Source organism: uncultured Lactobacillus sp. (genome assembly GCF_944327175.1).
In the GTDB taxonomy this organism is placed as follows: Bacteria; Bacillota; Bacilli; order Lactobacillales; family Lactobacillaceae; genus Lactobacillus.
The window spans coordinates 40,518-63,581 of the sequence record NZ_CALVGT010000017.1; the positions used below are offsets into that span (position 1 = coordinate 40,518).

Genomic DNA, 23,064 nt, shown 5'->3' on the forward strand with positions numbered 1-23,064 from the left:
TCTGTCAGCTAGTTGCGGGCATACATCTTGAACTCCAGGAAGAGGTCATTGTATTCCTGCACCTTGCTGCTTGGCAGATCCCGATAAACTTCCAAATTCTTGACCGTCGACATTGGCGGGTAAAACTGCTGGTCTTCCCTAACGGACTTGGGCAGGAGCTTTTGAGCCGCGGTGTTCGGGGTTGAGTAGCCGATGTATTCGGCGTTTTGAGCCGCGTTCTTGGGTTCTAGCATGAAGTTGATGAACTGATAAGCGGCTTCCTTGTTCTTGCAAGTCTTCGGAATAACGATATTGTCAAACCACAAGTTGGACCCTTGAGCCGGCACCACATAGTGGATATGGGAGTCCTGGTCCATCATCGTCGCAGCTTCCCCGGAATAGGTAACCCCGATCCAGGCCTCATTTTGCACCATGTACATCTTCAGCTCGTCAGCCACGATTGCCTTGACGTTCTTGCCAATCTTGTCCAGCTTGGCCTTGGCGGCCTTGAGGTGGGCAGAATCGGTGTCATTCATGGAGTAGCCCATGGAAACCAGGGACATGCCCATAATATCGCGGGCTGAGTCAACCAGCAGGATCTGCCCCTGGTACTTTTTCTTCCAGAGATCATTCCAGGTCTTGATCTCGCCCTTTTTGACATAGCGGTCGTTGTAGACGATGCCCAGAGTTCCCCAAAAGTAAGGCACTGAGTACTCGTTTTTCTCATCAAAGGACTTGTGCAAAAATTCCTTGCCGATGTACTTAAAATTGCTCAAGCGGCTGGTATCAATCTTATCCAAAAGATTGTCCCGGTGCAGCTTGGTAATCATGTAGTCTGACGATACGGCCAGGTCATAGGCCGTCCCGCCCTGCTTGATCTTGGTGTACATAGCTTCGTTTGAGTCAAAAGTCTCATAGATGACATGGTAGCCGGTCTGCTTTTCAAACTTGGTGATCAAGTCTGGATCGATATAGTCCCCCCAGTTGTAAATAATCAGGTCTTTCTTGCTTGAGGCTGAGCCGTCGCTGGAGCTGTCCAGCTGCTGGGCGCCCAGGTAAAGGCCGAAGCTGACCAACAGAATGGCCAGGGCCGCGGAGAGGATTTTTTTCATCGCAGCAGCCCTCCCAACTTATTGGCCTTCTTGCCCTGCCGCTTGGTCAAGACATAGTAGCCCCCAACCAAAAGAAGGACAAAGAAGAAGATAATCGTACTTAAGGCATTCACTTCCAGGTCGATCCCCTGCCGGGCCCGGGAATAGATTTCAACGGACAAGGTGGTAAAGCCGTTCCCGGTCACAAAGAAGGTAACCGCGAAGTCGTCCAAAGAGTAAGTCAAGGCCATGAAGAAACCTGACAGGATCCCCGGCGTAAGGGCCGGCAGAAGGACCTGACTGAAGACCTGGTAGCTGCTTGCCCCCAGGTCCCGGGCCGCGTCGACCAGGGAGTTGTCCATTTCCTTCAGCTTAGGCAGGACCATCAAGACCACGATCGGCACTGAAAAGGCGATGTGGCTGAGCAAGACGGAGGCAAAGCCCAGGCTGAAACCCAAGGCGGTAAAAAGGATCAAGAAACTGGCCCCGATAATAACGTCGGGTGACACGATCAAGATATTGTTTAAAGAGAGCAGGACCTTGCGGGAAGCCTCCTTGCTGCGCTGGATGGCGATGGCCCCGAATGTCCCCAAAACAGTTGCCGCCAGGCTGGACAAAAGGGCCAGCATGATCGTCTCTAGCAAGATGGCCAAAAGGCGCTTGTCATTAAACAAGGTCTGGTAGTGCTCCCAGGTAAAGTGGCGGAAGTGATCCATGCTGGAGCCGCTGGAGAAAGAAAAGTAGATTAGGTAGAAAATCGGCAGGTAGAGGATCAGCAGCACCAGTCCAAAGTATACCCTGCCCCAAATGGTCTTTTTCATAATTCAATTTCCTTCTTGTGCTGCTTGCGCGAAGTCAGCAGCATTACAATCGACATCAAGGCGATCAAGATAACCCCGATGGTTGCCCCCATATTCCAGTTCATCGTCGTCAAGAAATACTCTTCAACCGCCGTACCCAGGGTGATTACCCGGTTACCACCGATCAAGCGGGTCAGCATGAAGAGGGACAGAGACGGGATAAAGATGGCCTGGATACCCGATTCAACCCCTGGCCAGGACAAGGGCCAGATCACGTAGCGGAAGGTCTGCCAGAAGTTGGCCCCCAGGTCTGAGCTGGCGCTTAAAAGAGCCGGGTCAATTTCCTTCAGCGAGTTGTAGATGGGCATAACCATGAAGGGAATTTCGATATAGGTCGCCACGAAAATAAAGGCGAAGTCGGTAAACATGATCCCGACCGGACCAATGCTAAAGAGGCCCAGGAACTGGTTGACCATCCCGCTTCGGGAAAAAATCCCGATAAAGGCGTAAGCCTTGAGCAAGAGGTTGATCCAGGTCGGCAAAATGATCAGCATCAGCCAGAACTGCTGGTTTTTCAGCCGGGTCAAGACCAGAGCTGCCGGATAAGAGACCAGCAGACAGAAAAAGGTGATCAAGAGGGCATACCAAAATGAATTGGCCATCATCCGCAAAAAGGTGCCGCCAGAGAAAAAGGCGGCAAAGTTTTGCAGGGTCAAATGACTATGAGCATCAGTCAGTGAGTAGCCCAGGATCAAGACCAGGGGGGCGATGACGAAGAGGCCGATCCAAAGCAGGTAAGGCAAAAGAAACAAAAGCCGGTTCTTTTTCATGGCTAGTCCTCACCTTCATAAGCTTCCAGGCGGGCATCGAACTCTTCTTCGGTTTCGCCCAGCCGCATGACGTGGATGTCTTCTGGGTCAAAGAAGATGCCGACTTTCTGGCCGGTCTGGACCCCGTTGGTGGAATGGATCAGCCATTCAAAGCCGTCCTGGCCGATGGCCTTGATTTCAAAGTGGTCGCCCAGGAAAAGCTGGCTCTGCACCGTTACCAAGAGCTTGCCAGCGGCTGCTTCCGTGATATCCAAGTCTTCTGGCCGCAAAACGACTTCGACTTTTTCCCCCGGGGTAATCCCGGCATCGGCACATTCAAAGTCCTTGCCAGCAAATTCCACGGCAAAGTCCCGGATCATCCGGCCAGACAGAATGTTGGAGTCCCCGATAAAACGGGCAACAAAGTCGTTGACCGGCTCGTCGTAAATGTCTACCGGTGACCCGCTCTGCTGGATCTCCCCGTCGTTTAAGACGAAAATCTCGTCACTCATGGCCAGGGCTTCTTCCTGGTCGTGGGTGACAAAAATAAAAGTGATGCCCAGCTTCTTCTGGATGGCCCGGAGTTCAAACTGCATCTCTTTTCGCAGGCGCTTGTCCAAAGCTGACAGGCATTCGTCCAAAAGCAGCACCTTAGGTTCATTGATAATCGCCCGGGCGATCGCCACCCGCTGCTGCTGACCCCCGGAGAGTTCAGAAATCTCCCGGTTGGCATAGCCATCCAGGCGGACAGTGTGGAGGGCATCCTTGACCTTTTCCCGGATTTCGCTTTCCGGCCGCCGGCGCAGTTTCAAGGCAAAAGCAACATTTTCATAGACATTCAAGTGCGGAAAAAGGGCATAATTCTGAAAAACCGTATTGATATGCCGTTTTGAGGCATCAAGATTGGTGATGTCCTGGCCGTCAAAATAGACCTTGCCAGCTGACGCTTCCGTAAAGCCGGCAATGATCCGCAAAATCGTTGTTTTGCCCGAGCCTGATGGCCCCAGCAAAGAGTAGAACTTGCCGGACTCAAGCTCAAGGTTGATGTCCTTCAAGGCTACAAAGCCATCATCATACTGCTTGGTGATGTGATCTAACTTAATAATTTCCATTTGCTGTTCCCATTTTTCTTTTTCTCTTATCCTAAGCTATTATTCCTCGCCAATGATGCGGACTTCTGTCTGCAAAGCAATCCCGTCTTTTTCCTTGATCGTCTTTTGAATATAGTGGATCAAATTGAGGTAGTCAGTTGCCGTGGCCTCGCCCTTGTTGACGATAAAGCCGGCATGCTTGGTTGACACCTGGGCCCCGCCGATCTGCTTGCCCTGCAGGCCGGCCTTGATGATCATCGGGCCGACAAAGTGGCCGGTCGGCCGCTTGAAGACAGAACCGCAGGACGGGTATTCCAGGGGCTGCTTGTAGCTTCTAAGAGCGTTCAAGTAGTTCATCTGGTCCAAGATAGTTGCCTTATCGCCGGCCTTTAAGGCAAAAGTTGCCTCGATGACGATCTCATCATTTTCCTGCAAAAGGGAGTGCCGGTAGGAAAAATGCAGGTCCGCGTTCGTGTAAGTCTTGACCTCACCGTCTCTGGTGACGACCGTGGCGCTTTCCAGGCAGTCCTTGGTTTCACCGCCGTAAGCCCCGGCATTCATGAAAACCGCCCCACCGACTGAGCCGGGAATGCCCGCGGCAAATTCCAGGCCGGACAGGCCGGCTTCCCCAGCGGCGAAAGAAGTATCGATGATTCTGGCACCGGCTTGGGCGTACACCTTGTCAGTTTCAACCTTGATCTCTTTCATTTCCGTTAAAATGATCACCAGGCCCTTGATCCCCCTGTCACGGATGATCAAGTTGGACGCGTTGCCGATCACCGTAACCGGCAGCTGTTCTTCCCTGGCCGCGGCCAAGAGTTCTTTTAATTCTGCCAAATTCTTGGGAAAAGCCAGGTATTCTGCCGGTCCCCCGGTTTGGGTAAAAGTATAGTGGCTCAAAGGAATGTTTTCTTGCAAATCCAGTCCTTGCGCTTTTAAGTCATACAGATTCAATTAAAATTGCCTCCTCTAAATCTTCCTTTTGATATTTTACCGCATTCACGCTATGTTATACTAGCTTGGACCAAGTTTGCTTGGCTTAATTTAACTTACGCGCAAACGGAGGCTTTTACAAATGATGAATTTCGTCGCCATGGACTTTGAAACTGCCAACCAGCACCCAGCCAGCGCCTGCTCTTTGGCCCTGGTTTTAGTGCGGGAGAGTATGATTATTGACCGCTTCTACACGGTTATCAATCCCCAGATGGCTTTTGACGCCCGGCAGGTCAAGGTCCACGACATTACGGCTGAAGACGTGGCGGGAGCTCCGACTATGGCCGAGGTCTGGCCCAAGATCCAGCCCCTTTTTCAGCCAGGGATGCTGGTGGCGGCCCACAATGCCCGCTTTGACTGCAATGTAATGAAGCAGTCCCTGGCCCGCTACGGGATTGCCGAGCCCCACTACCTGGTTTTAGACAGCCTCAAGGTCAGCCGGGAACTGGAGCCGGGCCTGGAAAACTACCAGCTCAACACTGTTTCTGACCTTTTGGGCGTGGAGCTTTGGCACCACCATAACGCCTTAAGCGACAGCGAAGCCTGCGCCGGCATCCTCTTAAAAGAAGAGGAAAAGCAGGGCTGTGAGCTTTTGAAAAAATTTGTCTACCAAGTCTAGGCAAAAAAATGGATCAGCAGGCAGCTGGTCCATTTTTTCTTTAGTTCTTACTTTTATTTCTGCTTTTCCTGGTAAAGGCGGCAGGCTTCTTCTGCCCAAGCAGCCGCTCTTTGCCCGTGCGGGACAAGCGCAACTAAACGCTTGGTTGAATCCCAGGAGTCGTCGACCCGGGTCAAAACCAGCTCTAAGAAGTCACTGGGCAGGTCAGCCTGGATCACCTGGGGCCATTCGATGATGACCACCCCTTCTTCAGCCAGGTAGTCATTTAAGTCGATTGAAGCCAGGTCATCGCCTTCCAGCCGGTAAAAGTCCATGTGAAAAAGAGGCAGCTTCCCTTCCCGGTATTCCCGGACCAGGGTAAAAGTCGGGCTCTTAACTGGCCGCTTGATCCCCAGGGCCCGGCCGAAGCCCTGGGTCATCGTGGTCTTGCCGGCTCCCAGGTCCCCTTTTAAGAGCAAAAGGTCATGGGGCTGGGCGCTTTGGGCCAGGGCCGCGCCAAAGGCCTGCATGTCAGCAGCGGAATTAATTGCTAATTCTGTCATCTCTTGCTTTTTATCCTTCCATAACAGCTTGAGCAGCCGTCAAAATTCCGATCTTGTAGACGTCATCAGCGCTGCAGCCCCGGGAGAGGTCGTTGACCGGCTTGGCAATCCCCTGCAAAACCGGTCCGATGGCCGTAAAGTTGCCCAGGCGCTGGGTAATCTTGTAAGCAATGTTACCTGACTGCAGTTCAGGGAAGATGAAAACATTGGCCTTACCGCCTACGGCTGAACCAGGTGCCTTAAGTTTAGCAACTGCCGGCACGAAGGCCGCGTCAAATTGCAAATCACCGTCAGCAGGGATGTCCGGATACTTTTCCTTAAACATTTTCGCCGCTTCTGCCACCTTGTCTACCTGCGGGCCCTTGGCTGAGCCATGGCTTGAGAAGCTGAGGAAGGCCACCTTTGGGTCAATCCCGATCATCTTGGCCGTAGCTGCTGACTGGGCCGCGAATTCCACCAGCTGGTCGCTGGTCGGGTCGATGGAAATCGCGCAGTCAGCAAAGACATACTTTTCTTCCCCTCTTTCCATGATGAAGGAACCGGAAATCCGGTGCATCCCCGGCTTGGTCTTCAAAATGAAGAGGGCTGGCCGGACCGTGTCGGCCGTTGAGTGAGCCGCCCCGGACACCATCCCGTCGGCCTGGCCGGTGTAAACCAGCATGGTCCCGTAGAAGTTGGCATCGTGCATGGCGGCTTCAGCTTCTTCCATGGTCTGGAAGTGTTTGCCCCCGGCCATCCGGTCGTGGAACTTTTCCACCATCTGGTCAAAGTCCGAGCTGTTTTGGTAGTCAACGATTTCGATCCCAGTCATGTCCAGTCCTTCTTTTTCAGCCAGGGCCAGGACCTGGTCCTTTTGCCCCAAGACGATCGGTTCCACCAAGTCATCTTGCTTTAAGCGGCTGACCGCCGTCAAAATCCGCGGGTCCTCCCCTTCCGGGAAAACGATCCGCTGCTTGTCCTTTCGCTTAATCAATTGCTTTAATTGTTCAAAAACTTCCATCAATAATCTCCTCAAAAAATCATGCTTCCGGGTCAGGCGGCAATTGCCAGTCAACCGGAGTCAAGCCAAATTCCTTTAGGGCCACGTTGCATCTTGAAAATGGCCGGGAGCCGAAGAAGCCGCGGTTAGCCGAAAAAGGACTGGGGTGGGCGGATTTGATAATGACGTTCTTTTCCTGGTCGATCAAGGGAATCTTGTTTTGGGCAAAACGGCCCCACAGGATAAAGACCACTTGCCCCCGCTCACTCAAGGCCTTGATGGCGGCGTCTGTCACCATTTCCCAGCCCTTGCCCTGGTGGCCGTTAGCCTGGCCGTAGGGCACGGTTAAAACGGCATTGAGCAAGAGGACGCCCTGGTCGGCCCAGCGCTTAAGATAGCCGTGGTTGACCGGCTGAGCCCCGACATCGTCATAGAGCTCCTTATAGATATTGCGCAAAGACGGCGGCAGGGGCGTGCCCGGCATGACAGAAAAACTCATGCCGTTAGCCTGGCTGGGATTGTGGTAGGGGTCCTGGCCCAAGATGACAACCTTGGTGTCTTTAAAAGGGGTCAGCTTGAAGGCCGTAAAGATATGGTACATGTCCGGGTAGATCTGCCTAGTCTGGTATTCTTTTTTCAAAAAATCATGCAGCGTGTGATATTCATCACTTTCAAAAACCGGGGCAAGCACCTGGTCCCAATCATTTCCAATAAAATGTTTCATCTATAATTCACCTTAGTCAATCTTACCATGATTGCCCCTTGATTTAAAGAAACTAGTGAAATAATTCACGACAACTTTTTTCAAATAAAGAAATGCTTTGCAGTAATCAAACTTTCTCCTTTATGTTATTATGAAATCGATAACAACAAGGAGGAAATAACATGATTAAACTGATTGCCTGTGACTTGGACGGGACCCTGCTGAACTCTTCTATGGAAATTTCTGACACCAATGTTCAAGCCATTAAACGCGCCCAAGAAAACGGCATCGAATTCATGGTGGCCAGCGGCCGGGCACCCCATGAATCCCAGCCAATACTTAAAGAATACGGGATCGACTGCGGCTTTATCAACTTAAACGGGGGTCTGGTCTTTGACACGGCCGGCAACTTGATCGTCAAGAATCCCTTGAAGCTGGAAACGGCCAAGAAGATCTGCCGCCTGCTCAAGAAGGAAGGCTTTTACTTCGAACTGGTTACCAGCAACCACGTCTACTCAGAAGACTTGAGCCAGCGGATTACCAACGTGGCCCACTTAATGGTGGAACTGAACCCAATGCTGACCTTCAAGGAGGCTGTTTTGGTTTCAGCCAGCAAGCCGGCCATCGTCAGCATCCAGCAAGTGCCAAGCTACGAAGACTTGATGGATGAGCCAGGCACGGAAGTAATGAAGATTTTAGTCTTCGACTCCCGGGGCCAGTACGCCTTCACCAACGTCATCAAGAAAATCAAAGAGATTGACAAGCTTTCGATCACTTCCAGCGCAGCCGATAACATTGAAATCAACGCTGCTGGCGCGCAAAAGGGCCAGTCCCTGCTGGACTACGCGGCGGCCAAGGGCATCCAGCGCGAAGAAATCGCAGCTATCGGCGACAACTTGAACGACGAAAGCATGATTCAGGCTGCTGGCACCGGCGTAGCCATGGGCAATGCCGTTCCGCAGATCAAGACGATTGCCAGCTTCGTCACCAAGAGCAACAATGAAGACGGGGTAGCCTGGGCTATCAACAAGATCATTGCTGACAACCAAAAAGAGCAGGGCCAATGATTTACACCCTCTACCTGACCCAGGAAGGCCGCACGGGCCAGATTCCGATCACCGATGAGGAAGGCAAGCCTTTTGGCTCTATCCGCGGCCGGCTGGACAATCCAAACCACACTCTTTACCTGCTGGACACCAGCGGCAATGAAATTGGCCGTCTGTTTAGCGACGGAACGGGCTTGATTGCCTCTTATACCCTGGATGTGATTCACCACTCCCTGGTCCACGTCAAGAAGGTCAACAGCCGCCAGACCAACCTGTTCTACATCACCCGGCTCAACTACTGGGTCAATGGCAGCGTCAAGCAAGGCAGCTACTCCTTCCGCGGCGGCTTTAAGAAGGTTGCTTCCGTTGACACTGTCGTTGCCGACAAGGGGATTAGCTTGACCTGCCAGATCAGTCGGGAGGAAGATACCCCCTTTATTTTGCTGATCGCGGTCCTCTTTACCCAGTGGCACGTCACCCCGCTTGATCTGCCGGACCTTTTTCCAAATATCAACCGACGGGCAACCAGCACGGCCAGCTTCTTTAAACTTCTTTTATCATGTGGTCGTAAACGCGGTCACCAATAGTCATCGAATTAGTCGTTTTGAAACCCTTGCGCAAGTATAACTGCTGTGCGCGAGGGTTTTCTAGATCCACGTTCAAGCTGACCTTCTTGTAGCCATGCTTCTTGGCCAGTTTCGGGGCCAGTTCCATTAAGCGGCTGGCAATTCCCTTCCCCCAGTCCCGCGGGGAGACGGCTAAGGCATCGATATACCATTCCCCCTTTTGAGCTTCCTTATCGGTGAAGATATCAGTTGTCATCGGCAGACCAACCTTGGCCATCTCTTTTCTGAGGACCACGTCAATAATCCCCTGGGCCTTGTCCGGATACATACAGATCATCCCCCGGACCCGGTCATTTTCGTCGGTCTCGACCCAGATCCGGTTGTAGGAATAGCGGTAGTTTTCTGAGATGAAGCCCAGCCGCATCAAGTCGTAGAACTGGCTCTCCGGCAGGCGGTTGATGGTATCCATATCCATCTCGTCAAAAATCTGCTTTAAAATCGGGTAAACTGCTTCAAAGTCGCTCTTTCTTGCCTTGCGAATCATATTATCTTTTTCTCCTTTTTCTTGTTATTTTTCTATATAAATTGTTTTCTTACAATTCATGTTACTATAGTCAAGAGAAAAAAGACAATCTATCGCCTTTTCTTGGCAAACAAAAAGTTCCTAACAGTTAATCTACTCACGTACTTAACCGTTAGGAACTTCTTCTATCTTCAATTGTCGACTGCATTTTATGGTGGTCTCAGTCCTTTCCCGAGCCTAATTTAGTTATGCTCTGCGAATTTAAGCTAAACTTTCTGGTGGAATATCCTCCTTGAATATTAACTCTTTTCCTTTGTTTACACTTATATAATACCATCTTTGTAAGCGTTGTCAACCGATAGACTGAGATTTTTTAGAAAAAAGTTTTAAAAAGCAAAAGACAATAGAGAAGTAAAGAATACCGGATAAAAGAAAAACGCTCCCGAAGGAGCGTTTTTTGATATGACAGTCAAAAATTAGTCTTGGTAGTTTACCAAAGCCAGGTATGAGTCTGGTACCAATGATGCACCACCAACCAAGCCACCGTCGATGTTTGGCTTAGCCATCAATTCCTTGACGTTGGCTGGCTTTACTGAACCGCCGTATTGGATGCGGACGTTTTCAGTAGTTTCTTCGTTGTACAAGTCCTTAACAGTTTCCCGGATAGTCTTGCACATTTCTTCAGCTTGGTCGCTTGAAGCAGTCTTGCCAGTGCCGATCGCCCAGATTGGTTCGTAAGCGATCACCATCTTGGAAACTTGTTCACTAGTCAAGCCTTCCAAGCCAGCCTTGATTTGGCTGACAACCCATTCGTTTTCCTTGCCGGCTTCACGGGTTTCCAGTGATTCACCGCAGCAAAGGATTGGAGTCAAGCCGTTGGCGAAGATAGCCTTGGCCTTCTTGTTGATTTCTTCATCAGTTTCGTGGAAATAGTCACGGCGTTCTGAGTGGCCGATGATGACGTATTGCACGCCCATTTCCTTCAAAACTGCTGGAGAAGTTTCACCAGTGAAGGCACCGGAGTTTTCCCAGTAGCAGTTTTCTGCACCGACGTGCAGGTTTGAGCCTTCGGCAGCCTTCAGCAAGGCGTCCAAGTCAACTGCTGGTGCACAAATCACTGATTCAACCTTTGATGGGTCTGGCAATTGGTCCTTAACAGCGTTTACGAACTCAACAGTTTCCTTTGGGTTCATGTTCAGCTTCCAGTTACCAGCAATAATTGGGGTACGTGACATTTGAAAAATCCTCCTAAACTACTTATCTGAAACGCAAGCGATACCTGGCAATTCCTTACCTTCAAGGTATTCAAGAGATGCGCCACCACCAGTTGAGATGTGAGTCAACTTAGGAGCGATCCCCAATTGCTTGGCAGCAGCAGTTGAGTCACCACCGCCGACGATAGTAGTAGCGTCTGGCAAGTCAGCCAAAGCACGGCCAACTTCCAAAGTACCCTTGGCGAAGTTTGGCATTTCGAAGACGCCCATTGGCCCGTTCCAAACAACAGTCTTGGCACCTTCAAGAGTCTTCTTGAAGAGTTCAACAGTCTTAGGACCGATGTCCAAGCCCATTTCGTTGTCTGGGATGTCTTGGCCAACAACTTCTGAAGCAGCATCGTTGTTGAATTCAGTTGCAGCAACGTTGTCGATTGGCAGAACCAGCTTGTCGCCAGCCTTTTCCAGCAATTCCTTGGCAAATTCAACCTTGTCGTCTTCAACCAGGGACTTGCCGATCTTGTGGCCTTGAGCCTTAAGGAAGGTATAAGCCATGCCACCACCGATGATGATGTGGTCAGCCTTTGGAATCAAGTTGGTGATAACGCCGATCTTATCAGAAACCTTAGCACCGCCAAGAATAGTCACAAATGGGTGAACTGGGTTAGCAACAGCGTTGCCCAGGAACTTGATTTCCTTTTCAAGCAGGAAACCAGCAGCTGCAGGCTTGCCGGCAGCCTTCATGGCCGTAGCGATACCAACGTTTGAAGCGTGGCTTCTGTGAGCAGTACCGAAGGCGTCGTTTACGAAAACGTCACCCAATGATGCCCAGTATTCGCCCAGCTTCGGGTCGTTCTTTGATTCTCGCTTGCCGAAGTCGTTGTCGATGTCTTGGAAACGGGTGTTTTCCAAAACAACTAAGTCGCCGTCCTTCATGTTGTTGATGGCGTCTTCAACTTCCTTGCCTTCGTTTGAAGGTACGAAAGTTACAGGCTTTTCAAGCAATTCGCTCAAACGCTTGGCAACTGGAGCCAGGCTCAAGCTCTTCTTGTCTTCATCGCTCTTGATCCGGCCAAGGTGGGAAAGCAAGATAGCCTTGCCGCCGTTTTCGATGATGTACTTGATAGTTGGCAAAGCAGCTACGATACGGTTGTCGTCGCCGATAACGCCGTCCTTAATCGGCACGTTGAAGTCAACGCGAACCAAAACCTTCTTGTCCTTAACGTCTACGTCAGAAACAATCAATTTAGCCATTGAAAAAATCTCCTATATTCATCGAAAAAAGGCGGAAGGAAGAAATTTCCCTCCGCCTTCTTTCACACTACTAATTCAATTTAGAGAACTTTAAATTAAAGAGTAGCAAAGTGCAACAAAGTACGAACCATTTGGCAAGTGAATGAGTATTCGTTGTCGTACCAAGCAACAGTCTTAACAAGTTGCTTGTCGCCTGCAGTGATAACTTGGGTTTGAGTTGGGTCGAAGATTGAACCAGCAGTCATGCCCAATACGTCAGTAGAAACGATTTGGTCTGCGTTGTAAGCAAATGATGGGCTTTCGTACTTCTTCATAGCTGCGTTAACTTCTTCAGCAGTTACCTTCTTGTCCAAGATAGTAACAAGTTCAGTTTCTGAACCGTCCTTAACTGGGACACGTTGTGCGTGACCATCAAGCTTGCCGTTCAATTCTGGCAATACCAGGCCGATGGCCTTAGCAGCACCAGTTGAGTGAGGAATGATGTTTTCAGCAGCGGCACGGGCGTTGCGGAAGTTGTTGCCTCTGTCAGGACCATCCAAAACCTTTTGAGTTGCAGTGTAAGCGTGGATAGTAGTCATAGTACCAACTTCGATACCGAATTCCTTGTTCAAAGCGTTAGCCATTGGAGCAAGTGAGTTGGTAGTGCATGAACCAGCTGAAACGATAGTGTCGTCAGCAGTCAAAGTGTCTTGGTTTACTGAGTAAACGATAGTCTTCAAGTCGTTGCCGGCTGGAGCTGAGATCAAGACACGCTTTGCACCAGCGTCAAGGTGGGCTTGTGACTTAGCCTTGCTAGTGTAGAAACCAGTACATTCAAGAACGAAGTCAACGCCGTCGTTCTTAACCCAAGGAATGTTTTGAGCTTGTGGTTCAGCGTATACGCGGTACTTCTTGCCGTCTACAACCAGTGAGTCTTCAGTAGCTGAAACTTCGTGGTCGAAAGTGCCGTGAGTTGAGTCATACTTCAACAGGTGAGCCAACATAGCTGGAGTAGTCAAGTCGTTGATAGCAACAACTTCGATGTCCTTGGTTTCTTCACCCAAGTCCATGATACGACGGAATGCCAAACGACCAATACGGCCAAAACCGTTAATACCAATCTTAACTGTCATATTCGAAAAGTCCTCCTTAAGAACTATAAACAACATTTTATTTTAAGCGGGAAGACCCGTTTAAAATCTGATTTGCGGCTGCCTCATCAGTAATCAGCCAGGTTTGATGAGGAGCGTTGCGCATATAGGCCTTGATGGCCCTAGCCTTTCTCGTGCCAAGGGCAATCGCCAGAATATGCGGGACATTCGTTAGGTTCTCGAACTGCAATCCAACCTGTCTGATGCGTTCGACAACGTGGCCTTCTTCATCGAAGAAACATCCAAAACATTCGGTGACGGCCTTGTTCTCCCGCAGACGGGCCAGGGCAACTGAATCGTAGCCCCGCCTCCTGGCCATCTCGCTGGCCAGGCCAATGCCGTGAATCACGACATCGCTTTGGGAGATATCCTGCAGCACCCCGCTGATTTCCGGATCCCGGACCAAAGAACGGTAAGCGTCCTTAGAAACATGTTCCGGTAAAAAGAGGGATTCGTAGCTGCCCCCAGTCGCCCGGGCCATTTCCTGAACGACTGCGTTGCTTTCCGTGTTGACCCGGCCGCCCAGCGCCCCTCTGCCAGGGACGAAGATCAAGGTCCGGTTCTCACTCAAGCTGCGGTTCAGCTTCTTGGCCACTTTGGCGGTCGTCTTGCCGCCCATAACGGTGACAATGCAGTCTGCCAGGGGCAAGAGCAGATTCAAGGCTGAATTCAGCTCTTCGCCAGCCAGGTCATAAACCCGGCTCTGCAGGTCCGCGTCGCCAGCTACGATAATTGTCCGATCTATTCCTAAAGCCTGGGCCAACCATACTTCTGCTTGGCTGGCATTAAAAAGTCGATCAACAATTGGTGCTGCATCTTTTACAACACTCTCTCCTTTTTCAGTTAGGAACATCCCGAAATTCTTGATTTCGATCAGACCCTGGTCACGCAAGTAATCAGTTTCGGTCCGGATGTTCCGCTCGCTCAGCCCCAGCTGCTTGGCCACCGTCCGGCGGCCGATCGGGGCATGCAGGCTGATCTGTTCAAGGATGAGATATCTTTGTCGAAAGATCTTTAAAGCATCGGGAACAAGCAGTTCGAGCAGGGATAAATCCGTGTTCAAAGTAACCATCCTTCTAGTGGGACGCTTCCTGACCACGCTGTTGTCGTTTTCCGTCCCACATTGCTTAAAAATATAAGAGAAACAAGACTTCGCTTCAATCTCCATTTCTCTCTCGACACTCTTAGTATAACAGAATTAGCTCCGTATGCAAGTTTTTTTCTCACCCTACCCGGGCAAAAAGCCTATTTTATAACTTTCTTGATCTTTTTCGCAGATACTTTACAAGTTTTTACAATTTTTTTGTTTTAACCCCTTCCCATTCTCTGAATCTCTGCTATAATTAATAATTGTGATTGGGACCCTTAGTGTAATGGATCGCACGCAAGATTCCGGTTCTTGAAATCTGGGTTCGACTCCCAGGGGGTCCATCATATTAAAACCGCTGCTTTTTAGCAGCGGTTTTCTTTTTGTCTTTTCACCCTATCTTTTTCTGTCTGTTTTAACCCTTCTATGTCAGTCAAAGAGAGCGGCCAAGTCTTGCAGAGTCAAGTCCTGCTTGGCCTGGCCTTGATAGTCGTGACTGATTTGACCGTGGTCTAAAACCAAAAGGCGATTGCCATACTTTAAGGCGTCTTCCATATGGTGGGTGATCATCACCGCGGTGATCTTCTTGGCCCGGATCTGTTCATCGGTTGCCTCCATCAGCTTGCGGCTGGATCTGGGGTCCAGGGCCGCGGTATGTTCGTCTAAAAGCAAGAGCTCCGGCTTATTATAGGTAGCCATGACGAAGCTCAGGGCCTGCCGCTGGCCGCCTGAGAGTTGGTCGACCGGCAGGTCCAGCTTGCCGGCTAAGTCGGGGTTGACCTTTTCCAAGGCCTTTTTGAAGGCTGGAATGTTTTCCTTCAGCCGACGCAGCTTTAGCCCCCGCTTCTGCCCTCTTTTTGCGGCTAAAAGCAAATTCTCTGCCACCGTCATCCGGGGCGCCGTCCCCAGCTTGGGATCCTGGAAGACCCGGGCGATGTAGCTGCTACGCTTGACCTCGCTTTCCTTGCTGATGTCTTTGCCGGCGTGGAGAATTTGTCCGCTGGTCGGCTGGATAGCCCCAGCCAAAACGTTGAGCAGGGTGCTCTTGCCGGCCCCGTTGCCGCCCAGAAGGCAGATGAAGTCACCTGGCTTGATCTTGAGGCTGAGCTTGCCCAGGATCTTGTTTTCCTCGCTTGTGCCGCGACCCACGACCACTTCCAAATCGGTCAGTTCCAGTAAATTTTGACTAGTCATGCTTAAATCCTTTCATAAAAGTCTGCTTGAGGCGGAGTTTTTCTTCAACTTGCGGCAGCATCATGCAGGCGGCCAGAACCAGTGAAGAAATCAAGTTCAAGTTGTTTGAAGACAGACCTACCTGGAGAACTGCCAATAAGAGCAGGCGGTAGATAATGCTGCCCAGGCTGACCGCGAATAACCGGCTGGCCAGGCCCAAGTTTCTGAAGACGACCTCACTGATAATAATGGAAGCCAGGGCGATAACGATCGTCCCCATCCCCATGTTCACGTCAGCGTAGCCGTTGATTTGGGCGACTGCCGCCCCGCAGAGACCAACCAGGCCGTTGGAAATCATGAGGCCTGCCACCGTCATCTGCTGGGGGCTGATCCCCTGGGACTTGGCCATCTGCGGGTTGTCACCCGTGGCGATAAAGGCCTGGCCAAAGTCAGTTGACAAGAACCAGATCAAGACGCAAGTGACCAGGACCATCAAAATAGTGCCAGCAGCGACGCTGTCAAAGTACTGGGGCAATTTTTGCAAAAATGGCAGAGAATAGATGGTCTTTTTGCCTAAAAGGGAGACATTAGACTTGCCCATAACCATCAAGTCGATGGAGTAGATCCCGGTCATGGTTAAAATTCCGGCCAGCAGGCTCGGAATCCTGCCCTTGGTGATCAAGAGGGCAGTGACCAGGCCGGCTAAAGCCCCGGCCCCAAAGGCGGCCAGAGTGGCCAAAAAGGGGTTGGTCCCTTGCACGATCAAGCTGACGGAAACGGCCGCGCCTAAAGGGAAGGTTCCTTCCACGGTCATATCCGTCGTGTTCATGATTCTGAAACTGAGAAAGAGGCCCAGGCCCAGAAGCCCCCATAAGAAGCCCTGGCCGATTGCCGATACGATCAAATTCATAAAAATCCTCCTTGTAAACTACTTGTAGATGGTCCCCTTGGACTTGGCTTCTTTTAAGAAGCTGGCCGGAACCTTGATGCCCAGCTTCTTGGCCTCCTTGAGGTTCAGATACGGGGTGCCGTGTTCAACATAGCGGATGGCCATGTCGCCGGGCTTTTTGCCTTGCAAGATCTGAACGGTCATCTTGGCCCCGATCAAGCCCAGCTGGTACTGGTCTACGCTGTAGGTGGCCAGGCCCCCGTCTTTGACCATGGTGCCGGCAGCCGGGAAGACCGGCTTTTTAGCAGCGTTGGCATTTTTGACCAAGGTCTGCATGGCCCCGGCAATCGTGTTGTCAGTTGGCACGATCACCGCGTCAACCTGGGTCAGCATCTGCTGGGAAACTTGGTTCAAGTCATTGCTGTTAGAAATTGAGTAGGCCTTGTAGTTGATCCCCATCTGCTTGCAGTAGCTGACGATCTGCTTGTAGCCAGACACGGCTGAGCTGTCGCTTGAGGTGTAGATGATCCCCAGAGTCTTCAGCTTGGGCAAAAAGCGCTGGATCAGCTTGAGCTGCTGCTTGATCGGCGCCCGGTCACTGACCCCGGTGATGTTGCCGCCGGGACGCTTGTTGTTCTTTACCAGGCCTGCCCCCTTGGGGTCAGTCACGGCCCCTAAGACGATCGGCTTCTTTTTCGTAGCGTTGGCCAGGGCCTGGGAAGACGGGGTCGTGATCCCGAAGAGGACCTGGTCTTGGCTGTTGACTAATTTTTCCGCCATGGTCTTCAGATTGCTCTGGTCATTGTTGGCATTCTGGTAGTCGATCTTGACCTTGTAGCCCGACTTGGCCAGGCCGGCCTTGTAGCCCCGGTAGATTTCGTCCAGGGCCGGGTGGCGCATCAGGGTCAAGACCCCCACTCTGACTTCCTTGCTCTTTTGGGCCGCCGGCTTGATATTGATAAACAGGGCGGCTGCCAAAAAGAGATAGATTGCGGCAAAGGCCGCGAGCACCTTTTTCATTCTGTTACCTCGCAAATTAAAGCAAAAACTATTTTTTGAAACAAAGGGAAAAATAAAAACAAACGAACCGAAAGCAAAATAAAAAGGAGGATCCGCCTGGATCCTCCTTTACTATCTCAAAAAGAAAAATCCGGATAGATTTATTTACTATCCGGACCCTGATCAACTTTCAGCAATTCAGACAGCAATTCAAGCCAAAACAGATTGAATCGCCCCGCGAAACAATCTCTACTTGAATTGCCAGCTGTCTTTTACCATTGCTTGAAAGTTCATCTTTTTTACCTCTCGGTTAACATTTAATTTATTTTTAACTAATCTTACCGGAAAGCCTTTTCCCTGTCAAGGCTATTTTTCAGCTTTTTACCAGCGGCCGGAAAGAATTTCCCCTCTTTGGGCCAGTTGGGCGTAAAGCTGGCCGCCATCGCTGGCCAGGCCCTCGATTTCCCGGTTGGAGACATGCTTCCAGGTCTTCTGGTAAGTCCCTTCAGTCTTCAGCTTAAAGATCAAGTTGTTGAAGGCCAGGTACATGTTGCCGTTGCTTACGCTAAAGCCTTGAACTGGAGAATTGCCGGCCTGCTGCTTGACAAAGTGGCTCTGGGTGGCCTTAACCTGGCTGACTTGCCAGCGGTTGTTGACCAGGTTAAGGCGCCAGAATTCATAGCGGCCAAAGGCGGCGTTGTGGAAGACCCCGTACATGGTATTGTCGCCGGCAAAGGCGGCGTTGTGGAAGTAGCGGCCGGAAGTGCCGACGTCAACCCGGATGGTCCAGACCTTGTTAATGGTCAAGTCGCTCTTCTTCAGCTGGAGAATTTCTTCAGAGTAAAAGCCGTTGCTTGCCCTGCCCGGCAGCTTGTTTTCGTTGGCCAGGACATAGATGTACTTTGCGCTTGCCCCCAGTGACTGGCCATGGCCTAAGCGCAGGTACGGGCTCACCTTGACATTTTGAGAGTAGGTCTTGAACTTGCTAAAACTCAGCTTCTTGTAAAGGTAGCTGCGCGGTGACAGGTACTGGGCCTGGTACTTGTTCAGCTTCTTCATATTAAAGGCCACGATATTGCCCTTGAGCTGATCGCTGGCGGCAGCTGACCGGTACCAGCTGCTGTAAGCCCAGCCGCTGTTGATCGCCAAGCCTTCCATAACGGGGCCGACTTGCTGCCAGTCATTGGTCTCCAGGCTCAAGTTGCGCGGTTCCCAAAGCTGGGTGGCCAGGGTCAAGCCGCCGCTGGTCCAGCGGTTGCTGCTGGTCTCTGTGCCGTAGCGGTGGGCGGCATTCCAGTTCTTAGAGCTGCCGGAGTGCTTTCTCGTGCTGGCCACTTCTTTTGGCCCCTTCTTGGCAGTGATGGCCGACTTAAGACCCCGGTTCGGGTTGTCCGTCTTCACCAATTTAACGGTCGTCTTGGCCTTGCCATAAGTAAAAGTCAGCTTGTCACCGGCCAGGCTGGCCTTAACGGCGCCATTTGCCGGGTCAACCATGGTCCCGTGAGCGTCTGTCACATAGCTGATGGCGTCCTTGTAGTTGAAGCGATTGTCATCTTTGACCAGGTAAATCTGCTTGGCCGCGGAAATCTTGTTTCTGACAAACCACTTTTCACTAACCCAGCCTAAAGGCCGGCCGTTGGCATAGATATAGGCATAAGTCCCCTTCTTGGTCTTCTTGCTGGCCGTTGACTGGATCTTGCTGTACTTAAAGTACTTAGTGGTCGTCACTTTCTTGCTGGCGCCCTTCTTGCTTACTTTGGCATAGATCCCCATCTTTTTGGTCCCCGGCATTTTGCTGACCGTGGCCGCCTGGGCCGTTTGGGCCTGGCCAATAAAGGCTGCCGCCAGCAGGAGCGAGCAAAGCAGTTTCTTATTCATTTCTTTTTCCACTTTCTACATAAATTATATTTTCCGGCTAAAAAAGCCTTTTCGCACAAGGACATTATAGCACCAGTTTATTTTCCGGAAAAGAGTGCGCCAAGTTTGACAGACCGGGCCAGGAGTGTTTTAATTAGCACTGTATCCAAATGAGTGCTAATCCAATCACTAGGAGGAAAATTATGTTAGTACCTACAGTTATTGAACAAACGGCCCGCGGCGAACGCGCTTATGACATTTACTCCCGCTTGCTGAAGGACCGGATCATCATGTTGAGCGGTGAAGTTAACGACCAAATGGCCAACTCCATCATCGCCCAGCTGCTTTTCCTTGACGCGCAAGACAATACTAAAGACATTTACATGTACATCAACTCACCAGGCGGCGTAATCACTTCCGGTATGGCTATCGTGGACACCATGAACTTCATCAAGTCACCAGTCTCCACTATTGCCACCGGTATGGCAGCTTCCATGGCCTCAATCATTTTGGCTGAAGGCGAAAAGGGCAAGCGTTTTGCCCTGCCGCATGCTACTGTCCTGATCCACCAGCCTTTGGGCGGGGCACAAGGGCAAGCTACGGAAATCCAGATTGCCGCTGAAGAAATCTTGAAGACCAGAAAGATGATTAACGAAATCTTGGCCAAGGACTCCGGCCAGGACATCGAAACCATCAAGCGCGACACTGAACGCGACCACTACATGAACGCCCAGGAAGCCAAGGACTACGGCTTGATCGACGATATCATGGTCAACCAAAACAAGTAATCCGCTTTTAGGGAAAAGAAAATCCAGACGACTGCTACAGCCGTCTGGATTTTTTGTTATCTGATTATTAGCGAAGATTTTCCGCGATCTCATGCAATTTCTTCAAGCGGTGGTTGATCCCGGACTTGGAAATCGGCCCGTCGGGAACCTGCTCAGCCAGTTCCTTGAGGGAGAGCTCCGGATGCTGCAGGCGGAAGCGGGCCAGGCTGGCCAGCTTCTCCGGCAAAGACTCCAGGCCCTGCTTTTGGTCAATCAATTCAATGTCTTCCACCTGCTTGGCAGCCGCGCTGGCCGTCTTGCGGAGGTTGGCCGTGTCGCAGTTGACCAGACGGTTGACGGAATTGCGCATATCCCGCATGATCCGCAGGTCCTCAAAGGCCAGCATGGCATTGACCGCCCCGACCACGTGAAGGAAGTCACCGATTTTTTCCGCTTCTTTCAAGTAGACGATGCTGCCGCTTCTGCGGGCCGTTACCTTGGCGTTGAGGTCGAAGTACTTGTTCATGATTTCCTGCAAGTCCCGGCAGTGGTTGCCATAGGTGCAGTAGATTTCCAGGTGGTAGCGGCTGGTTTCCGGATTGTTGACGCTGCCGCTAGCCAAAAAGGCCCCCCGCAGGTAGGACATCGACCGCTGCTCAGAATGCTTGATCTTGTCCGGCACCCCGGTGATGAAGCCTTTTTCCGGGGAATAGATCTCTAAATCTGCCATGATCTCACTGACCATCTGGGCCACTCTGACCAGGTACTGGTGGTTCTTCTTCAGCTTCATCTTCCGGGTCACGATCAGCTGGGGCTCAAAGCCGTATGCCGTCTTGATTAGGGAAAAAATCCGCCGGGCAATGGCCGGGTTTTCCGTCACGATATCCAGGCTCATCTGCCCGTCATGCCGGCTCAAAACCGCGTTCATCCGCAAAAAGGCCGCCAGTTCCGCCTTGGCATGCTCGGGATGGACCTCGATTGAAGTCAGTTCTTTTTTTACCTCACTGGCATAACTCGCCATTAACTTCCTACTTTCTCTTAAACATTTCCTGCAGGGCCAGGTCAATGATTTCCCTGGCCACCTTGTCGCCATCATGGAAGACCAGGCCGCTTCTCTGGTCGATAAAGTCGTCCGTAATCACCCGGCAGTTCTGTTCCCGCAAGCCGGCAAAATCGTTGGCGACCGGCTTTAAATACTCATCATAGTCTTCCGGATGGAACTTGGTCATGTCGATTTGGGCCCCGTTGACCAGGGCCGTGTCGATATAGTTGCCGCCCAGGTGCTGGTTGATGACCCGGACGTGGTCAGCATCGCTTAAGCCCACCGTTTCCCCGGCCTGGGTCATGATGTTGCAGACGTAAACCACTTCAGCCTTGGTCTCCCGGACCGCTTGCCCGACATTAGGGATCATCAGGTTAGGCAGAATTGAGGTGAACAGAGACCCCGGCCCCAGGACAATGGCGTCAGCCCGCATAATGGCCTCAATCACCGGACTGGGAGCTGCCGGCTCACCATCATCAGCCGTCACCCAAACCCGCTTGATCTGCTTGTGCTGGCTGGTAATTTCTACTTCCCCGCTGCTTTGGCTGCCGTCCATGAATTCCGCGTTCAAGGTCAAAGGCTCGTTAGCAGAAGGATAAATGTGACCATCGACCTCCATCATGGCTGACAGGGTCTGGACGGCGTCAAAAATATTCCCTTGCATCTCGCTTAAGGCCGCGATGATCAAGTTGCCGATGGCGTGGCCGGAGAAAAAGGAGTCCTTTGAATCAAAGCGGTACTGGAAGATCTGCTTTTTCCCCTGTGAGAGGTCGCTCAAAGATACCAGGACATTGCGGATGTCGCCTGGGGGAACGGCATTGATGTAGTTGCGGATGATCCCGGATGAACCGCCATCGTCAGAGACGGTCACGATCGCTGTAATCTCCGCGTCCTGCTTTTTCAAGGCCTGCAAAATAACCGGCAGGCCGGTCCCCCCGCCGATGACGACCACCCGGGGCCGGCGGCGCTTGATGACGCGGATGATCTTGTTTTTGCCAATAGACATGCTGAATTCCTACTTTCTGAGATAACGGCTAATTTCCCGGTGGGTAATGTCAACCGGATATTTTTCAGACAAGTCGCGCGCCAGCTGCTGGGCAATCGAGACGCTACGGTGCTGACCGCCCGTGCAGCCGATGGCAATCGTCAGTTTTTCCTTGCCTTCGTTGATGTAGCCTGGAATTGCCGTTAACAAGAGGTCCAGCAGCTTGCCATAGAAGACCTTGGTTTCGTCCTTATCCATGACATAGTTGAAGACCCGCTTGTCCAGCCCCGTGAAGGGACGCAGTTCCGAAATGTAGAAGGGATTGGGCAAAAAACGGACATCCATGACGATGTCGGCGTCGATCGGCATCCCGTACTTGAAGCCGAAGGACATGACCTCAATCCCGAATTTTGGCTTGTGGAGTGCCCCGAACTTGCTCTGCAGCTTCTGCTTCAGCTCCTTTGGCGCCATCTTGGAAGTATCCAAAATATAGTTAGACCGGTTTCTCACCGGGGTCAAAAGGCGGCGTTCATCCCGGATCCCGTCTAAAAGGCGGCCGTTTTCCGCCAAAGGCGGCAGGCGGCGGGTTTCCTTGTAGCGGGCCACCAGGGTGTCGTCAGAAGCCTCCAAAAAGACGATCGTGGCCTGGGTCTGGCCGCTGTCTTCCAGGGAGTTGATTTCGTCGATCAAGTCCTTATAGAAGGACTTGACTCTAAGGTCGATTACCACGGCAACTTTTTCAAAGTCTTCCGAGGTGTTCATCAAGTCCCAGAAATTGCCCAGCAATTCCGGGGGCAGGTTGTCGACCACGAAGTAGCCGACGTCTTCCAAGGAGTGGGCGGCGACCGTCTTACCGGCCCCACTCATCCCCGTCAAAATCAACAGCTGTTTCTTGTGTTTTTCATGCATGATTCCTTATTGCTCCCATA

General features: G+C 51.4%; 24 protein-coding genes and 1 tRNA gene. 5 read left to right on the forward strand and 20 right to left on the reverse strand.

Annotation, left to right across the window (positions count from 1 at the left end; translation table 11 throughout):
* Nucleotides 1–8 precede the first annotated feature (8 nt).
* The 5 genes from Q0J41_RS02565 to murB are packed head-to-tail and all read right to left on the reverse strand — an operon-like array spanning nucleotide 9 to nucleotide 4,724.
* Entirely contained in the window at nucleotides 9–1,091 is a 1,083-nt protein-coding gene (locus tag Q0J41_RS02565) for an ABC transporter substrate-binding protein (RefSeq protein ID WP_296225750.1), read from the reverse strand.
* Nucleotides 1,088–1,891: an ABC transporter permease gene (locus tag Q0J41_RS02570; protein WP_296225752.1), complete on the reverse strand. Its 804-nt coding sequence runs from the start codon at nucleotides 1,889–1,891 to the stop codon at nucleotides 1,088–1,090. The genes Q0J41_RS02565 and Q0J41_RS02570 overlap by 4 nt, the downstream gene beginning before the upstream one ends.
* Nucleotides 1,888–2,700 (reverse strand): ABC transporter permease, encoded by an 813-nt coding sequence (locus Q0J41_RS02575; protein ID WP_296225754.1) that lies wholly within the window; start codon nucleotides 2,698–2,700, stop codon nucleotides 1,888–1,890. Before Q0J41_RS02575 ends, Q0J41_RS02570 begins: the two co-directional genes overlap by 4 nt.
* 2 nt (nucleotides 2,701–2,702) lie before the next feature.
* Entirely contained in the window at nucleotides 2,703–3,791 is a 1,089-nt protein-coding gene (locus Q0J41_RS02580; RefSeq protein WP_296225755.1) for an ABC transporter ATP-binding protein, read from the reverse strand.
* A gap of 39 nt (nucleotides 3,792–3,830) precedes the next feature.
* On the reverse strand, nucleotides 3,831–4,724 hold the full coding sequence (gene murB, locus Q0J41_RS02585; RefSeq protein WP_296225757.1) for a UDP-N-acetylmuramate dehydrogenase: 894 nt from the start codon (nucleotides 4,722–4,724) through the stop codon (nucleotides 3,831–3,833).
* 124 nt (nucleotides 4,725–4,848) lie between these two features.
* Between murB and Q0J41_RS02590 the strand changes: the two genes are divergently transcribed.
* Nucleotides 4,849–5,382, forward strand: coding sequence for a 3'-5' exonuclease (locus Q0J41_RS02590; protein ID WP_296226023.1), 534 nt, complete (start codon nucleotides 4,849–4,851; stop codon nucleotides 5,380–5,382).
* 53 nt (nucleotides 5,383–5,435) lie between these two features.
* Here Q0J41_RS02590 and tsaE read toward each other — a convergent pair whose 3' ends face one another.
* From tsaE to Q0J41_RS02605, 3 genes are read right to left on the reverse strand one after another with little or no spacing between them, the layout of a single operon-like run.
* A complete protein-coding gene (tsaE, locus tag Q0J41_RS02595) occupies nucleotides 5,436–5,924 on the reverse strand; it encodes a tRNA (adenosine(37)-N6)-threonylcarbamoyltransferase complex ATPase subunit type 1 TsaE (protein WP_296225760.1) in 489 nt (162 codons plus the stop codon).
* Nucleotides 5,925–5,934: 10 nt separating this feature from the next.
* Nucleotides 5,935–6,924 (reverse strand): phosphate acetyltransferase, encoded by a 990-nt coding sequence (pta, locus tag Q0J41_RS02600; RefSeq protein WP_296225762.1) that lies wholly within the window; start codon nucleotides 6,922–6,924, stop codon nucleotides 5,935–5,937.
* Between the two features lie 19 nt (nucleotides 6,925–6,943).
* Entirely contained in the window at nucleotides 6,944–7,627 is a 684-nt protein-coding gene (locus tag Q0J41_RS02605) for a uracil-DNA glycosylase (RefSeq protein ID WP_296225764.1), read from the reverse strand.
* A 161-nt stretch (nucleotides 7,628–7,788) separates the two neighbouring features.
* Here Q0J41_RS02605 and Q0J41_RS02610 point away from each other — a divergent pair, with 161 nt between their 5' ends.
* Together Q0J41_RS02610 and Q0J41_RS02615 are read left to right on the forward strand one after the other, a co-directional pair.
* Entirely contained in the window at nucleotides 7,789–8,673 is an 885-nt protein-coding gene (locus Q0J41_RS02610; RefSeq protein WP_296225766.1) for a Cof-type HAD-IIB family hydrolase, read from the forward strand.
* Nucleotides 8,670–9,239: a hypothetical protein gene (locus tag Q0J41_RS02615; protein WP_296225768.1), complete on the forward strand. Its 570-nt coding sequence runs from the start codon at nucleotides 8,670–8,672 to the stop codon at nucleotides 9,237–9,239. Before Q0J41_RS02610 ends, Q0J41_RS02615 begins: the two co-directional genes overlap by 4 nt.
* On the opposite strand, the gene Q0J41_RS02620 is transcribed toward Q0J41_RS02615, so the two are convergent.
* The 5 genes from Q0J41_RS02620 to Q0J41_RS02640 all read right to left on the reverse strand — a co-directional run bounded on the left by Q0J41_RS02620 (nucleotide 9,196) and on the right by Q0J41_RS02640 (nucleotide 14,399).
* Entirely contained in the window at nucleotides 9,196–9,762 is a 567-nt protein-coding gene (locus Q0J41_RS02620; protein ID WP_296225770.1) for a GNAT family N-acetyltransferase, read from the reverse strand. The two genes, Q0J41_RS02615 and Q0J41_RS02620, sit on opposite strands and share 44 nt — an antisense overlap.
* A 455-nt stretch (nucleotides 9,763–10,217) precedes the next feature.
* Nucleotides 10,218–10,976, reverse strand: coding sequence for a triose-phosphate isomerase (gene tpiA, locus Q0J41_RS02625; protein ID WP_296225771.1), 759 nt, complete (start codon nucleotides 10,974–10,976; stop codon nucleotides 10,218–10,220).
* Between the two features lie 18 nt (nucleotides 10,977–10,994).
* Nucleotides 10,995–12,206: a phosphoglycerate kinase gene (locus Q0J41_RS02630; RefSeq protein WP_296225773.1), complete on the reverse strand. Its 1,212-nt coding sequence runs from the start codon at nucleotides 12,204–12,206 to the stop codon at nucleotides 10,995–10,997.
* Between the two features lie 95 nt (nucleotides 12,207–12,301).
* A complete protein-coding gene (gap, locus tag Q0J41_RS02635; protein WP_201330120.1) occupies nucleotides 12,302–13,318 on the reverse strand; it encodes a type I glyceraldehyde-3-phosphate dehydrogenase in 1,017 nt (338 codons plus the stop codon).
* A 37-nt stretch (nucleotides 13,319–13,355) separates the two neighbouring features.
* A complete protein-coding gene (locus Q0J41_RS02640; protein ID WP_296225778.1) occupies nucleotides 13,356–14,399 on the reverse strand; it encodes a sugar-binding domain-containing protein in 1,044 nt (347 codons plus the stop codon).
* A gap of 296 nt (nucleotides 14,400–14,695) precedes the next feature.
* Between Q0J41_RS02640 and Q0J41_RS02645 the strand changes: the two genes are divergently transcribed.
* Nucleotides 14,696–14,767: transfer RNA gene (locus Q0J41_RS02645), tRNA-Arg, on the forward strand.
* Between the two features lie 85 nt (nucleotides 14,768–14,852).
* Here the strand turns inward: Q0J41_RS02645 and Q0J41_RS02650 are convergent.
* The 4 genes from Q0J41_RS02650 to Q0J41_RS02665 form a co-directional block, all read right to left on the reverse strand.
* On the reverse strand, nucleotides 14,853–15,617 hold the full coding sequence (locus Q0J41_RS02650) for an ATP-binding cassette domain-containing protein (protein WP_296225780.1): 765 nt from the start codon (nucleotides 15,615–15,617) through the stop codon (nucleotides 14,853–14,855).
* Complete coding sequence (locus Q0J41_RS02655; protein ID WP_296225782.1) at nucleotides 15,610–16,506, reverse strand: ABC transporter permease; 897 nt, start codon at nucleotides 16,504–16,506, stop codon at nucleotides 15,610–15,612. Before Q0J41_RS02655 ends, Q0J41_RS02650 begins: the two co-directional genes overlap by 8 nt.
* Before the next feature lie 18 nt (nucleotides 16,507–16,524).
* Nucleotides 16,525–17,505, reverse strand: coding sequence for a tryptophan ABC transporter substrate-binding protein (trpX, locus tag Q0J41_RS02660; protein WP_296225784.1), 981 nt, complete (start codon nucleotides 17,503–17,505; stop codon nucleotides 16,525–16,527).
* Nucleotides 17,506–17,865: 360 nt separating this feature from the next.
* On the reverse strand, nucleotides 17,866–19,362 hold the full coding sequence (locus Q0J41_RS02665) for an SH3-like domain-containing protein (protein ID WP_296225786.1): 1,497 nt from the start codon (nucleotides 19,360–19,362) through the stop codon (nucleotides 17,866–17,868).
* Between the two features lie 182 nt (nucleotides 19,363–19,544).
* On the opposite strand from Q0J41_RS02665, the gene Q0J41_RS02670 reads away from it, so the two are divergent.
* Nucleotides 19,545–20,129, forward strand: a complete 585-nt coding sequence (locus tag Q0J41_RS02670) for an ATP-dependent Clp protease proteolytic subunit (RefSeq protein WP_296225788.1) — start codon at nucleotides 19,545–19,547, stop codon at nucleotides 20,127–20,129.
* Between the two features lie 67 nt (nucleotides 20,130–20,196).
* On the opposite strand, the gene whiA is transcribed toward Q0J41_RS02670, so the two are convergent.
* From whiA to rapZ, 3 genes are read right to left on the reverse strand one after another with little or no spacing between them, the layout of a single operon-like run.
* Nucleotides 20,197–21,129 carry a DNA-binding protein WhiA gene (gene whiA / locus Q0J41_RS02675; RefSeq protein ID WP_296225790.1) on the reverse strand — a complete coding sequence of 311 codons (933 nt, stop codon included), beginning with the start codon at nucleotides 21,127–21,129 and terminating at the stop codon, nucleotides 20,197–20,199.
* A gap of 7 nt (nucleotides 21,130–21,136) precedes the next feature.
* Complete coding sequence (locus Q0J41_RS02680; RefSeq protein ID WP_296225792.1) at nucleotides 21,137–22,156, reverse strand: gluconeogenesis factor YvcK family protein; 1,020 nt, start codon at nucleotides 22,154–22,156, stop codon at nucleotides 21,137–21,139.
* A 9-nt stretch (nucleotides 22,157–22,165) separates the two neighbouring features.
* Nucleotides 22,166–23,044 (reverse strand): RNase adapter RapZ, encoded by an 879-nt coding sequence (gene rapZ / locus Q0J41_RS02685; protein WP_296225794.1) that lies wholly within the window; start codon nucleotides 23,042–23,044, stop codon nucleotides 22,166–22,168.
* Nucleotides 23,045–23,064 lie beyond the last annotated feature (20 nt).

Coding starts and splice junctions, on each gene's coding strand:
- tpiA (WP_296225771.1), bottom strand. CDS start 10,976: ATGTCACGTACCCCAATTATTGCTGGTAACTGGAAGCTGAACATGAAC.
- tsaE (WP_296225760.1), bottom strand. CDS start 5,924: ATGACAGAATTAGCAATTAATTCCGCTGCTGACATGCAGGCCTTTGGC.
- Q0J41_RS02615 (WP_296225768.1), top strand. CDS start 8,670: ATGATTTACACCCTCTACCTGACCCAGGAAGGCCGCACGGGCCAGATT.
- Q0J41_RS02665 (WP_296225786.1), bottom strand. CDS start 19,362: ATGAATAAGAAACTGCTTTGCTCGCTCCTGCTGGCGGCAGCCTTTATT.
- trpX (WP_296225784.1), bottom strand. CDS start 17,505: ATGAAAAAGGTGCTCGCGGCCTTTGCCGCAATCTATCTCTTTTTGGCA.
- gap (WP_201330120.1), bottom strand. CDS start 13,318: ATGACAGTTAAGATTGGTATTAACGGTTTTGGCCGTATTGGTCGTTTG.
- rapZ (WP_296225794.1), bottom strand. CDS start 23,044: ATGCATGAAAAACACAAGAAACAGCTGTTGATTTTGACGGGGATGAGT.
- Q0J41_RS02670 (WP_296225788.1), top strand. CDS start 19,545: ATGTTAGTACCTACAGTTATTGAACAAACGGCCCGCGGCGAACGCGCT.
- Q0J41_RS02565 (WP_296225750.1), bottom strand. CDS start 1,091: ATGAAAAAAATCCTCTCCGCGGCCCTGGCCATTCTGTTGGTCAGCTTC.
- Q0J41_RS02630 (WP_296225773.1), bottom strand. CDS start 12,206: ATGGCTAAATTGATTGTTTCTGACGTAGACGTTAAGGACAAGAAGGTT.
- Q0J41_RS02590 (WP_296226023.1), top strand. CDS start 4,849: ATGAATTTCGTCGCCATGGACTTTGAAACTGCCAACCAGCACCCAGCC.
- pta (WP_296225762.1), bottom strand. CDS start 6,924: ATGGAAGTTTTTGAACAATTAAAGCAATTGATTAAGCGAAAGGACAAG.
- Q0J41_RS02680 (WP_296225792.1), bottom strand. CDS start 22,156: ATGTCTATTGGCAAAAACAAGATCATCCGCGTCATCAAGCGCCGCCGG.
- Q0J41_RS02580 (WP_296225755.1), bottom strand. CDS start 3,791: ATGGAAATTATTAAGTTAGATCACATCACCAAGCAGTATGATGATGGC.
- Q0J41_RS02575 (WP_296225754.1), bottom strand. CDS start 2,700: ATGAAAAAGAACCGGCTTTTGTTTCTTTTGCCTTACCTGCTTTGGATC.
- Q0J41_RS02620 (WP_296225770.1), bottom strand. CDS start 9,762: ATGATTCGCAAGGCAAGAAAGAGCGACTTTGAAGCAGTTTACCCGATT.
- whiA (WP_296225790.1), bottom strand. CDS start 21,129: ATGGCGAGTTATGCCAGTGAGGTAAAAAAAGAACTGACTTCAATCGAG.
- Q0J41_RS02655 (WP_296225782.1), bottom strand. CDS start 16,506: ATGAATTTGATCGTATCGGCAATCGGCCAGGGCTTCTTATGGGGGCTT.
- Q0J41_RS02570 (WP_296225752.1), bottom strand. CDS start 1,891: ATGAAAAAGACCATTTGGGGCAGGGTATACTTTGGACTGGTGCTGCTG.
- Q0J41_RS02610 (WP_296225766.1), top strand. CDS start 7,789: ATGATTAAACTGATTGCCTGTGACTTGGACGGGACCCTGCTGAACTCT.
- Q0J41_RS02650 (WP_296225780.1), bottom strand. CDS start 15,617: ATGACTAGTCAAAATTTACTGGAACTGACCGATTTGGAAGTGGTCGTG.
- Q0J41_RS02605 (WP_296225764.1), bottom strand. CDS start 7,627: ATGAAACATTTTATTGGAAATGATTGGGACCAGGTGCTTGCCCCGGTT.